The sequence below is a fragment of the Algoriphagus iocasae genome (genome assembly GCF_014206875.1).
Taxonomy (GTDB): Bacteria; Bacteroidota; Bacteroidia; order Cytophagales; family Cyclobacteriaceae; genus Algoriphagus; species Algoriphagus iocasae.
This window is the reverse complement of record NZ_JACIJO010000002.1, coordinates 949,547-962,237: the sequence shown is the minus strand read 5'-3', so window position 1 is coordinate 962,237 and position 12,691 is coordinate 949,547. Positions and strand designations below refer to the sequence as shown.

The following is a 12,691-nucleotide window of genomic DNA, read 5'->3' as shown; positions in this document are numbered from 1 at the left end:
CTTAATTTTAGCTTTCCTGCACATGTTTTAGATACAAGCGACGGAAGTAAACAAACAATAATGTCAGTAATCCCACGATAGCACAGCCAAAAACCATCCCTTTCACCAAGCGGATTTCGGAGCGGTTTAGCGGTAGTCTTGGAGAATCAATGATCTGAATCAAAGGTGAATTGTTTCGATGATTGACTTTAGCTATTTCCAGATTCTTGACGATTTCTTCGTAAACAGCAGCTGTCGCCTGAACGTCAATCTGCCGTTTTTTGGCTTCAATCGTAGCTGCAGAAAGTAATGGGTTTGCATTTGGCACGCGATCAGTAGCAGAGGCATAAGCACCAATACTTTGATCCAAAATAGCACGAACACTATCAGCCTGTGTTTGTAATATCGTCAGGTTTTCGCTGGTCTTTTTAGTCTTTGTCTCTTTATAAAACTCGTTGACGTTTTCTACCAAGCGTTCATTAAATACTTTGGCGTAAAGCTGATCTTTTGAAGAAACGGTAACCTGAATAATGCTAAGCTTTCGATCCGGTTTGGTCACACTCAACTGATAATCTCTTACCAGTTTAGCCACTTCTTTGACCACTGAATCCTGCGCAATCGTGAATTTTTCTCTCGGAATGGAAAAATCCATTGCTGGAATATCCACTTTCGATGCCCATTTTTTATCAATTTCCTCGAAAGCTATAAATCGATCGATCAAAAGCTGATTTTCATCGAATGGGCTTAGCAAAGCCTCATCGAGCATACGATCCGATTTGTAGAGCTCCATGATGTTATCACCCTGAAACAAGCCGCTGGTACTTCCCAATGAACCCAGATTTACTCCTACCAAAGAAGCCAAACCAGACATTTGCCCAACTCCTCCACCATCTCCTTCTTCCAGTACAAAAGATGTATTTGCGTTATAGACCGGTTTTTTGAAAATCGAAACCAAGGCTCCCAAAGCCATCCCTATAATGCCTGCCAGAATCAGGATTTTCCACTGGGAAATATAATAGGAGACCCACTCAGAAAAGTTCTGAAAGACCTCTTTAAACGTAAATTGATTATCCGAAAAATGCTTTCCTGCTGCCATTACCAGTTGATTTGAGAAATAACCAGTCCTAATGTTGCCAAACCTGTCGTGATGCCCACAATCTCACCGAGACGAAGTGGAACTCGAGGTCCTTTGGTCGGCACAATTACCTCAGCTCCTGGTTCTACCGGAGGATAATTTCGAATGCCCAAAAATCCTTTGGTACGCTTTACTGCCCCATTGGCATAGACCACGTAAGTTTGCTTACGGTTCGCTCTTCTTTCAAAACCTCCAGCTCCATTGATATAATGCTTCAAGCCTCTGTTGGATTCATGTCTTAGCGTCGTTGGATAAACTACATCGCCACGCATTCTTACTGTTTGCAACAGCTTCGGCACCGAAAGAATATCTCCTTCTTCTAATAATAAGTCATCCTCAGATCCAGGATTTTTGATGATTGCTTCCAAATCAATAGCTACTGCTTCCGTTTCTTTGATTTTCACAGCAAAACCTGGCGTTTCTGAAGCAATCTGATCAAGCGATTCCTTTTTGGATTGTGCCAGTTGAGTGTCTACTGGAGAGTTTTTTTCTTTTGGAAGGTCTTTAAATAGTCTATTCAGCAATTCCTCCTGCGCTTCAGAATTATTAGGATCTTCCATTAGCTTCATGCGCAATTCCTCCAGATTTCTCTGTCTTCGCAATTGCTCCGATTCGGTATTGAAAAATTCAGTTCTACGGATCAAAGTCGCTCCTTTTGAATAAGCAAATTGGTTCAATCCACCTGCTCTATTAACTAGATCAGAAATCCGTTCCTGGCTGGTTTGGATCGCAAAAATCCCCGGAGAATTCACTTGACCTTCAACAGCCACTAATTTTTGCATGTTGAAATTAGCTCTCTTTCTGACGATCACCTGATCATAAGGCTGAAGAACTTTCCCATCAGGGTTGAAAGAAAGGTCGGCATTTACCTGCGCTGGGATAATTTCTGAGAGAGTTCCCAAATCTGCATCTTCCAATCTTCTGGCAATTTCGATGTCCTGCGTATTGGCTGATTCCTGAAGGCCTCCCGCCATGATGATCAGTTCCTCCACTTTCATGGTTCGGGAATAAGGATAAACCCCAGGTCTTTTTACCTCACCTAGGATCTGCACATATTTCTCATTGTTGATGTCATAAATGCTGGCAATTCTGACCACATCCTCTCTTTGCAATGGAATATCTTGCGCCGTTCCGTCTAGAATTGACTTCAGGTCCACCTGAATCATTTCTGTACTCAGGTCCTCTTTGGTTCTCAAAATACTTGCCTGAGAAGTGTACGCATCGCCTCTCAAACCTTCGGCATTTTTCACTAATTGTGATAATGTCAGTCCTTCGGACAAAGCAAAAGTGCCTTCACGGTAAACTGCTCCTTTGATCTGAACTCGGTTTGAATAACGATTCAAGATGCGCTGAACAGTAATTTCATCGCCTCCTTTTAACAAGAATAAATTGAATTGATTTTGGTAAACATCAGAGACAGAACGCTGGTTTCCGGTGATTCTGGAAATCGCGACGCGGTCTTTGAAAGCCTCGTCAGTAAATCCACCTGCATATTCCAATAAATCCTCAAAAGTATCTTCTGGAGCAATTTCAAATGTCATTGGACGCTTTATTTCGCCTTTGATTTTGGCTCGGGCCAAAAATGGCGAAACCAAAATCACATCCTGATCCTGCAATTGCATTTCCAAGTCTGCTGTTCCTTTGATCAGTAACTCGTAAACATCTATCTCAGCGATAGTTTTGTTATTTCTTACCAACTTGATGGCTCTCATGGTACCATTGGCATTTGGACCACCAGCGGCATAAAGCGCGTTAAAAACTGTCGAAAATGCACTCAAAGTAAAGGTTCCCGGCAATCTCACTTCCCCAAGGATATGAACTTTGATCGTTCGGACGTTTCCGAGTGTCACTTTCAGGAAAGTAGTAGGATTACTTCCATTCAACCCAGTGTAATATCTTCCAACCCGGTTTTTAATGATTCCAGTGGCTTCTTCAATGCTTTTTCCGGAAACAGAAACAGGTCCAATATTATCCAAAAGGACAAATCCATCCGGATTGACGGTTGCTTCATAATATTGCTCAGACTGGCCATAGATATCCACATAAAGCATATCTCCAGGGCCAATAATATAACTGTCTGGAGTTGCTTGATTTAGACTCGGCTCAAAGCTTAACCTTCTGTTTCTCTGATAAAATAAAGAGGTTCCAAAAATTTGGTTTTCAGTATCAACTTCTTCAAAATTTGCCTGTGGTTGATAGATCCCATCCATAATCAGGTCAAAATCTGCCTGCTTTCTCGGATCTCTTTTGGAAGCTTCTCCAGAACGTTTGGTGCCGGATTGTCCCAAATCCAATGTTGAAATTCTGGCTTTTAACTTGGAAACTTCCGAAGCCGGCATTCCTTGCATCTCCGCCATTCGTAAAAACTCCTCAATAGAAAGTCCTGCTTCAGCAGACCGGTTAAGCAATTCCTGAACTTCGGTATCGCTCATTTCATCCACCTGGATCTTTGTCAGATCGGTCGTTTGCTGCGCAATGGCTTGTGGAATCGCCAATCCAAGGAAGGCTAATAAGGTAAAAAAGTACCAGAATCTTTTCTTTAAAATCATGTTATTGGCTTGGTAAACTGATCAACCCGGGTGTACGTCGAACAAATATGGACACTAAAAATCCGTCAATTTCTTATTTCTACCAAATATAGTTCCAAAAACCTGTTTTCCCGAAACCCCAAATCCGGTCTATTCTGTACAATTTTTACAGATTTCAATCTGAGACCGATCCAAAAGAAGCTGATTTCTAAACAGTTGATAGGAATTTGATTTCCAGATATCCCTAAATGGTTGTGTGGATAATTCTCCCATCACATGTTCCGCATTTTTATCAAAACAGCAAGGAACGACTTTTCCGTCCCAAGTCACCACAGCTCCCTGCCACATTCTCCAACACTTATTTTCCAGTTTCTTTTTCAATTTCCATTTCCCATTACCTGCAGGCGCATATCGGGAGTAACCCAAATCGGATGGAATTAAATCAGAACCATTTTCAAAATCATAAATCTGAGTGGTCTTTAATTGAAGTTCGTCGACTTTCATTTCCTTCGCCCATTGCTTCAAAGCTGGAATCTGCTGCTCGTTTTGTCCAGTAACCAGAAACTGAAGCACTACTCTGGGAAATTGACTTTTACTTTTCTCCCGCTCAGAAATGAATATTTTTATCCCCTCCTGCACTTTCTCCAAATTGCCTCCTATCCTGTATTGCTCGTAGATTTCCTGGGTAATTCCGTCCATGGAAACAATCAATTGCTTGAGGCCAGAAGTTATTATGGCCTTTACTTTTTTCTCATCCAGATAATGGGCATTAGTGGAGGTGGAAGTGAAAATCTTGTTTTGATCGGCAAACCGGACCATTTCCAGAAATCTAGGATTCAAAAATGGTTCGCCCTGAAAATAAAGATGAAGCCAGCTAAGATGGGATTTGGTCTGCAAAATGACTTTCTCAAACAATTGCTCCTGAAGCATCCCCGTAGGTCGGGTAAAGGACCTCAGCCCAGAAGGACATTCAGGACAGCGAAGGTTACAGCTCGTAGTCGGTTCAATGGACAAAGTCGTCGCTTTTCCCCAAATCAAAGGTTTCTGAAACCATCTAGATAGCTGGAAGGATAACTGAAGCAATAGATAGTTCCAGACTTTCTGTAAAGTCAGGTAACTGATAAATGCCTTTGCAGTGATCCATTGATTTTTCACCCAAGCAAGTAAATCAAATGCTTTGGCGTGACAAAGCGGATTTATTGGAATTAATAAAATGTACTTCGCTTCGTTTAATTACTTTTGAAAAGCAAAACGCGAATCCATGAAGCTTTATAAATTTTCATTCTACTCGATTATCCTTCTTCTAGCCTTTTCCTGCCAAAAGAAAACAGAGGAATGCAGTTTGGATCAAGATATTTTAAATCAGAATCTGGATTTGAAAATCACGAGATTGGAGGATGAGTTTTTCAATGCTGAAACCAAGGAGGATTTTGCTTATTTACTAGAAAAATATCCGGACTTTGCTGAAGGCTACCTTGGCCAAAGCCTCTATGCCACCAGAGATTCGTTGATTTCTGAGTTGGTGGCCATCCATCAGGATTCCGCGATGAACGTACTCTTTGACTCTGTCAAGGTCGAGTTTCAGGATATTTCAAAAGTGGAAAAGGATTTGGAGAATGCTTTCAAATACATCAAGTTTTACTATCCGGAATTTAAAGTACCCAAAGTCTACACTTTCCTAAGTGGTTTTAATTCTGATTTGATTCTTACAGAGGATATGATTGTGATCGGCTTGGATTATTATTTGCCGACAACTCATACTTTTCAGCCGGATCTCCCACGCTATATGGCAGAGCGATATGCAGAACCTTACATTGTTCCGATGATCGTCACTGCGATTTCCTCTCAGTTTAATGAAATCAACCCGCAGGATAACACCATGCTTGCCGAGATGATTTATTACGGCAAAGCGTATCATTTTACCAAAGCTATTTTGCCATGTACTTCAGACCAATACATTATCGGCTACACCGAAGATGAGATTGCAGAATGCTATGCCAATGAAGAATACATCTGGGCACATTTTGTAGAAAATGAGTTGCTATATGAAACAAATCCTTTTGACATCACCAAATACATCGGGGAAGCGCCATTTACTGATGCAATCAGCACCAAAGCTCCAGGAAGACTAGGAAGATGGTTGGGGTGGAATATTGTGGATGATTTTCAGTTTAATCAGGATGTGAGTTTACAGGAATTGATGGCAAATCCTGATGCTGAGCAGATTTTTAGGCAGTCAGGATATAGACCTCGTCCTCAGTAATCGCAGGAAACTTCTTAGGATCGATCACCCGCAGCAATCTGGCGACGGCATGCTCCTTTGCAAAAAATTGCTCGGCCAGTTTTCGGGAATTTTGTTTCATTTGCTGTAATCGCACCGGGTCGGACTCCAAGTTCTCAAGATTGGAAAAGCTTTCTTCCAATTTGCCGGGAAGAAAAGAAAGTCCAAGTCCATTCTTTTTGGTCAGTTGATACACCCAACCTTTATGGTTGACCAAAATGGCTTTCCCGGCCGCCAAAGCATCAAAAAACTTGTTGGGACTGTTGGTTTTTAAAACCGGTAAATGGGCAAATGATATCCAGGCAAAATCCGCTAAAGAAAGAATTTCATTGACTTGGCTTTTGGAACCAAAGGGGATAAACTTCAGGTTTTTCAGACATTTCTTCTTCGCAATTCTTTTGAGGTTTTCCTCTTCTTTCCCTTTTCCCATGATCAAAAACTGCCAATTCTTTCCTCTTTGTTGTGCTAAATGGGCTAATCCTAACAGTTCAGCTACTGCATTTACCTGCCCCAAAGCACCCGTGTAAGCAATTGTCAGTTCAGATTCTAGCTCATACTTTTTGAGTAGCGACTCATTTTTCTTTTGAGGAACAAAAACCTGTGTATCAGAAAAATTGGGAATCAAATGAACCTCTGAATTCGGGCTAACTTGACGAAGATGGTTTGCAATACCAGGAGACAACCCCACCAAGCTCAAAGCATTTTGGTAAATCCTCTTTTCCAGTTTTTTTAGATATTGAATCGCAAATTTATTTTTGATTGCTCCCACCTCAATCGGAGCTTGCGGCCATAAATCCCGGACTTCAAAAATGTAGGGAATGGCCAATTTTCTTTTTGCCCATAGTCCGATCCATCCAGTGGTCAAAGGAGTGGATGTGATATAAAGTAAATCGGGTCGAGAAATTTTGCGAAGCAGTTTTTTGGCCTGAACACTGAACTCGAAAAATGCTTTGATCCTTTTAAAAAACCCAAATTTCTGATCGTATGAGACGGGTAAATAATGGACTTTGATGCCATCGATCCAACGAATATCATATTCCTTTTGATTGCCGCTGGTGATCATTTCCACTTCCATTCCAGCATCGACCATTCCTTTCGCGAGATGGTAGGATCGGACGGCCCCACCTTCTGCCGGAGTTTGGAAATACTGATGTACGTAAATGATCCTCATAACTTTTTCAAATCGATCCACTCTGCCAATAAAAAGAAATTGTATAGCATCAAATAATGAGTCTGATGACTAGATTCAGGATTTTTGAGAATTTCTCTTATTTCCTCTGGTAAAGAATTTCCCATCGATTTTTCAAATTCCTGAAGCCTTCCATAAACCCTTTTTGAGAACTCTCCCTTTTCGGAAAACCATTCTAATAAAGGTAAGCCAAAACCAAATTTTTTCCTCTTTGTGATTTCATGAAGTCCTGATTCTGCCAAAATTTCTTTGATCCAGAATTTACCTTTTAAGAGGTTCTCATCCTGGATTTCTTTCCAAAAGGCAAGCATGTTGGTTGCCAGATAAGGAGATCGCCCTTCGATGCTGTGTGCCATTAATGCTTGATCATGGATTTTTAAAACATCCTGAACCAAATAAACCTGCCGATCAAAATCCAGAGCTTTTTTATAATGCGGCAATTTTGGATGAAAAATCCGCTCGTAATCTGAGGCAAGATCTTCACTGACAGGTGCCAAAGCCGTAAAATTCAAAAAGGTTTTTTCAGCGTTATTTTCAATGGAGTCAAAAAACTTTTTGAAACTGGTACCGAAAGGCAATTTTTGACAAAAAGGCTTAATAGCCAAAACCAGTTTTTGATATTCGAGATAGGAGGAAAAAGCAGCATGTCTATTATAACCTCCCCACAATTCATCTGCTCCGGCACCTGAAATCAAGACTTTCACCTCTTTTTTAGCTTCATTTCCAATCAGCCAAGTGAGAAAACCCGCAGAATCACCCACAGGAAAATCAATTGAGTTCAGATAATTTTCCCAGTTCGCCCAAAAGATATTTTGATCCACTTGAATCAGGCGATGATCTGCCGGAACTTTTCTTACAAAATCCTTTGCTGCAGCCGCATCGGCATATTTCTTTTGATATTTTTTCTCTACTTCAATGGTGTAGGCAGGAAGTGAAGTCCCGGTATTTTCATACCAGGTTTTGTATAAAAGACTACTATCCATCCCGCCACTTAGCATCATTCCCACCGGGACATCCGCATGAAATTGAGTCGAGACAGCTTCCTTCAATAAACCTTTGAATTCCTCTTTATCGAATTTCCGAATTTTGGTTTTTTGAGGCTGAATATTATCCCATCTAAATGTGGAATGCTGTAAAATCAGGCTATACCTGGAAGGTTTCCATTCCTTGATGCTTTTAAAAAATGTTTTTCCTAAAAGAGGAGCACGCAGGAAAGAGTAATTTTCAATCTGGCTTTTATCAAATTTGGCATTGGTCAAATTTGCTATTGCTTTAGCTTCGGAAGAAATAATTAATCTATCCTGATTTTGGGAATAATAAAGAGGCTTTTCACCGCTTGGATCCCTAGCAACCAAAATAGAATTATCCTTAAGATCCACATAGATCAAAGCAAACATTCCTTCCAGTTTTTCCAGCCCTTTGGCCCCAAATAATCGGATCCAATGCATCAAAACTTCGGTATCACAATCCGTTATAAAATCCACTCCCATCTTTTTAAGGAGATTTCGGAGTGATTTATAATTATAAATTTCACCGTTCCAGATCAACATGGATTTCCCATCTACTGACCAAAATGGCTGGTCAGCATCAGGTCCTGGATGTAGAATTTTAAGTCTATTCACTCCTACCCACAGTCCCGGCCAAGGACTCATTGCTGCTTCCTGATCTGGACCTCTATAATGACTTTGAGACATTAGGGAACGCACTGCCTCTTTGTTTGCGCTTTTCCCCCAAATCAAATGAATGCCGCACATTATTTTTCCACTTTAGTCATCTTGCCATAATTTTTCTCAAAATAGCGGCAAAAGTGAGTGATCGTGCATTCTTCGCATTTAGGCTTCCTGGCCAAACAGGTATATCTCCCATGAAGAATCAACCAATGATGGGCTACATGCACATATTCTTTTGGAATATGCCTGATGAGTTGTTTTTCTACTTCCAAAGGAGTCTTTGCTGTCTGAGAGACTAGTCCAAGACGCTTTGAAACTCTGAATACATGGGTATCAACAGCCATATTCGGCTGATTCCAAACCACAGAAGTAATGACATTTGCGGTTTTGCGGCCAACGCCAGGAAGTTTCACCAAATCCGCGACTGTCTCTGGAACTTCTCCACCAAAATCCTCCATCAGCATCTTTCCCAATCCCAGAAGATGTTTGGTTTTGTTATTCGGATAGGATACAGTTTTGATGTATGGAAAAAGCTCATCGAAATTGGAAGCTGCTAAAAATTCCGGCCTGGGAAAATCTCTGAACAGCGCCGGAGTCACCAAATTTATCCGTTTATCTGTGCATTGAGCGGATAAAACCACAGCTACGAGCAACTGAAATGGATTTTCATAATGAAGCTCTGTTTCTGCCACAGGCATATTTTCAGAAAAGTGGTGAATGAAAGCTTCGTATCGTTCTTTTTTCAGCATGGTTTCAAGATGACTTTGGGCTTTGAAGATAGTTAAAATGAAAAATTTGAAACATGAAAATTGAAATATTAGGTGGATTTTTTTGAAAGCTTAGCACTAGACCCAACGGAGCTCAAAATAGGAAAGACTAAAAAGTAAATTCAAATTGAATTGCCATATCAAATGCAAATATATTACCTATTCAAATAGAAAAAATTGTGTTTGCCCTATTTGAATTACCAACATTATTCTCATCAGATACCTCCTTCTAATTAATTCAACTATCTGATTTACAGTTTTTTATTAGGTTGAAAATTCGAGTCAGATGTAAGCTCTTTTAGTTAAATAAGGCAAATGCCTTATTTGAACTAAGACCCACTCATTTCAAATTTGGGTACTTAATCTTTAAAATCATGAAAAGTTTACTACTCGTATTTCTCCTCCTTTTTGTAGAGTTTGTTCCAAACTCCGTCTTAACAGAAAAAGACATCAAAGTCACCAGTTATGTAAAAAAGAAGCAAGGTTCCAAGGCTCCAAAAAAAGTCTTTATCCGTAGCTTCAATGCACTTTTTGAAGTATTTGAAGAGGCCTCTGCTAAAACTTCAGGTTCCAAAAAAGAGCGTGCTGACCGTACCACATTTACGTCGGGAACATCAACCAGCATGGGAGTCCAAATTTCTGGCGTAGACGTAGATGATTTCCAAAAAATGATCGATGAGGCTTACGCTTCATTCTTGGAACAGTTGAAAAGCCAGGGTTTTGAAATCATGTCTGCTGATGAAGCAAGCAAGTATGAATATTTCGAAGGATGGACCAAGATCAAAGGTGGAGCTTCATCAGATGCCCAAGCTCCGGGTTATGTAATGGTTACTCCAACAGGGTTTGATTATTTGGTAAAAACAGTAACTAACAGCGGGAAACAAAAATCCGGTGGAAGCTTTTTAGATCCATTACCTAAATTATCCAAATCACTGGATGAAGTTTTCATTGCCGAAGTAAATTTCGTATTTCCCTTTGTCACTTTGGATGCGGATGCTTCCACTTGGACCAATTCTACTTCTGTAAAAGCAAAAATCGATTACAGAATTGATCCGATGGTTGATCCAAGTGAAAACAAAAAGTCTCTTGCAGGCAGTGGTCCAAATTTACTTTCGCAGGTACGATTTGTTTCTGGACTAGATATTGGAAACAACCCTCTTTTTGATGCCAAAGTTGAACCGAAAAAAGCCTTTTCTTTTGAAGGTGTTTTCAAAGACAAAAAGATCACAGAAACTACCCAAGCCCAGTCAGATATGTTTTCAAAAACCGGTTATTCACAATTAGTGATGACTTCCGGAGATCAAAAAACTGTTGCTTCCCATTATGCAGAATGCGATCATGATGCCTATGTCAATGCTGCATCAGGAGCGATGAAGGATTTAATAGATAGCGGAATATCCAACTTTGTTGATATGACAAAAGAGTGATTTTACAGCAAATCAGAGATTAGTTTCGTTTAATTCAGAAAGGCCTTCGGATGCAGGGCCTTTCTTTTTTTGGTTGGAAAACTTAAGTTTCGTTTAAATGGAAAGGATCCAATCCATAAATTACAATTCCTATTATGAAAAACGCAACTATCACTTTTCTCCTAATACTATTTGCAATGACTGTATCCATGGCTCAAATCAGACCAAGAGAGGCTGGAGTCCACTTTGGAATATTGCCCACAGGGTCTTTGAATGCCATCACTGATGTACCGGGAGTGAAAGCGGGGCACTTTACAAAAATCCAAGGAAGCAACATCCGTACAGGAGTGACTGCTATACTACCTCATGGGGGTAATATTTTTCAGCAGAAAGTCCCAGGCGCTGTTTATGTTGGAAATGGATTTGGAAAATTAGCAGGGACTACTCAAGTCATGGAACTTGGAAACATCGAAACTCCCATCATTTTGACCAATACGCTCAGTGTTGCTGCAGGTATTGAAGGAGTAGTAAAATACAGCTTAGCACAGACCGGCAACGAAACCATACAATCTGTGAATGCAGTAGTAGGAGAAACAAATGATGGTTATCTCAATGATATCCGAGGGATGCACATCAGTTCGGATGAAGTCATAAAAGCTATCCAATCGGCGGCAACTGGGCCAGTGGACGAGGGGAATGTCGGAGCTGGAACTGGTACAGTTTGTTTTGGTTGGAAAGGTGGGATTGGTACTTCCTCCAGAAAGCTTCCTGAAAGCCTAGGGGGATATACTGTCGGTGTATTGGTACAGACTAATTTTGGAGGAAATCTCCAAATTGGAGGAGTTCCTGTCGGGGAGAAACTGGGTAAAAATCCTTTCAAAGATGCCTTAGAGAAATCTGATGGAAGCTGCATGATTGTCATAGCTACTGATGCTCCGGTATTGGACAGAAACCTGGAAAGAATGGCTAAACGAGCTATGATGGGATTAGCTAAAACCGGGGGAATTGCTTCTAACGGCTCAGGGGATTATGTCATTGCTTTTAGCACTGCAGAAAATTTGAGAATTCCCTATGTGAAGCCTAACCTTGAGCTAGAGAAGGCCGAATTTCTTCAAAATGATGACATGACGTCCTTGTTTTTGGCAGTAATTGAAGCCACCGAAGAAGCTATTATCAATTCACTTTTCGCAGCAGAAACGATGGAAGGAAAAGAGGGAAGAGTGGTAGAAAAATTACCAACCGACCAAGTACTTGAGTGGATAAAAAATAAGAACTAGCTATGGATGATCCGGCGGGATATTCAGGAACACCTTTGGCAAAAAAACTAGGAATCAAATCCGGAATGGTGGTCCAAGTATTGTTTTGTCCTAAAGCCTATTTATCCTTTTTCAGTGATTTCCCGTCCGATGTTCATTTGGAAATCAAACCGGAATATTCTAAGCAAGCCGATTTGATACACCTATTTGTGCAAAGTGAAGAAGAACTGGAAATTGGTTTTAAACATGCATCAAAGCACCTTAGAAAGTCTGGTTCTCTCTGGATCAGCTGGCCTAAGAAAACCTCAGGAATCCCTACTGAGGTAGATAAATTTCCTATCCGATCCTATGGACTAGAAAAAGGTTTGGTCGATGTAAAAGTCGCCGCAATTGATGAGCAATGGAGCGGGTTGAAATTTATGTTTAGGGTTAAGGATCGATAAAATTTTATTCCTTACCAAAATTCTATTCCAACCTTTC

At 40.5% G+C, this 12,691-nt stretch carries 10 protein-coding genes; 4 read left to right on the top strand and 6 right to left on the bottom strand.

Annotated features, from left to right (window positions below; all coding sequences use genetic code 11):
- Positions 1–7: 7 nt before the first annotated feature.
- From FHS59_RS11510 to FHS59_RS11500, 3 genes are all read right to left on the bottom strand, one after another.
- On the bottom strand, positions 8–1,075 hold the full coding sequence (locus tag FHS59_RS11510) for a GumC domain-containing protein (protein ID WP_184495287.1): 1,068 nt from the start codon (positions 1,073–1,075) through the stop codon (positions 8–10).
- Positions 1,075–3,663 (bottom strand): SLBB domain-containing protein, encoded by a 2,589-nt coding sequence (locus tag FHS59_RS11505; protein ID WP_184495286.1) that lies wholly within the window; start codon positions 3,661–3,663, stop codon positions 1,075–1,077. The genes FHS59_RS11510 and FHS59_RS11505 overlap by 1 nt, the downstream gene beginning before the upstream one ends.
- A 129-nt stretch (positions 3,664–3,792) precedes the next feature.
- On the bottom strand, positions 3,793–4,797 hold the full coding sequence (locus FHS59_RS11500) for a radical SAM/SPASM domain-containing protein (RefSeq protein WP_184495285.1): 1,005 nt from the start codon (positions 4,795–4,797) through the stop codon (positions 3,793–3,795).
- 106 nt (positions 4,798–4,903) lie between these two features.
- Between FHS59_RS11500 and gldB the strand changes: the two genes are divergently transcribed.
- Positions 4,904–5,905: a gliding motility lipoprotein GldB gene (gene gldB, locus FHS59_RS11495; protein ID WP_184495284.1), complete on the top strand. Its 1,002-nt coding sequence runs from the start codon at positions 4,904–4,906 to the stop codon at positions 5,903–5,905.
- Here gldB and FHS59_RS11490 read toward each other — a convergent pair.
- From FHS59_RS11490 to nth, 3 genes are read right to left on the bottom strand one after another with little or no spacing between them, the layout of a single operon-like run.
- Positions 5,871–7,094, bottom strand: coding sequence for a glycosyltransferase family 4 protein (locus tag FHS59_RS11490; RefSeq protein ID WP_184495283.1), 1,224 nt, complete (start codon positions 7,092–7,094; stop codon positions 5,871–5,873). The two genes, gldB and FHS59_RS11490, sit on opposite strands and share 35 nt — an antisense overlap.
- Entirely contained in the window at positions 7,091–8,866 is a 1,776-nt protein-coding gene (asnB, locus tag FHS59_RS11485; protein WP_184495282.1) for an asparagine synthase (glutamine-hydrolyzing), read from the bottom strand. Before asnB ends, FHS59_RS11490 begins: the two co-directional genes overlap by 4 nt.
- Entirely contained in the window at positions 8,866–9,531 is a 666-nt protein-coding gene (nth, locus tag FHS59_RS11480) for an endonuclease III (protein ID WP_184495281.1), read from the bottom strand. Before nth ends, asnB begins: the two co-directional genes overlap by 1 nt.
- Positions 9,532–9,923: 392 nt before the next feature.
- On the opposite strand from nth, the gene FHS59_RS11475 reads away from it, so the two are divergent.
- The 3 genes from FHS59_RS11475 (at position 9,924) to FHS59_RS11465 (ending at position 12,654) form a co-directional block, all read left to right on the top strand.
- Positions 9,924–10,976: a hypothetical protein gene (locus FHS59_RS11475; RefSeq protein ID WP_184495280.1), complete on the top strand. Its 1,053-nt coding sequence runs from the start codon at positions 9,924–9,926 to the stop codon at positions 10,974–10,976.
- 134 nt (positions 10,977–11,110) lie between these two features.
- Positions 11,111–12,232, top strand: coding sequence for a P1 family peptidase (locus FHS59_RS11470; protein WP_184495279.1), 1,122 nt, complete (start codon positions 11,111–11,113; stop codon positions 12,230–12,232).
- Between the two features lie 2 nt (positions 12,233–12,234).
- Complete coding sequence (locus FHS59_RS11465) at positions 12,235–12,654, top strand: DUF3052 family protein (RefSeq protein ID WP_184495278.1); 420 nt, start codon at positions 12,235–12,237, stop codon at positions 12,652–12,654.
- Positions 12,655–12,691: the final 37 nt, after the last annotated feature.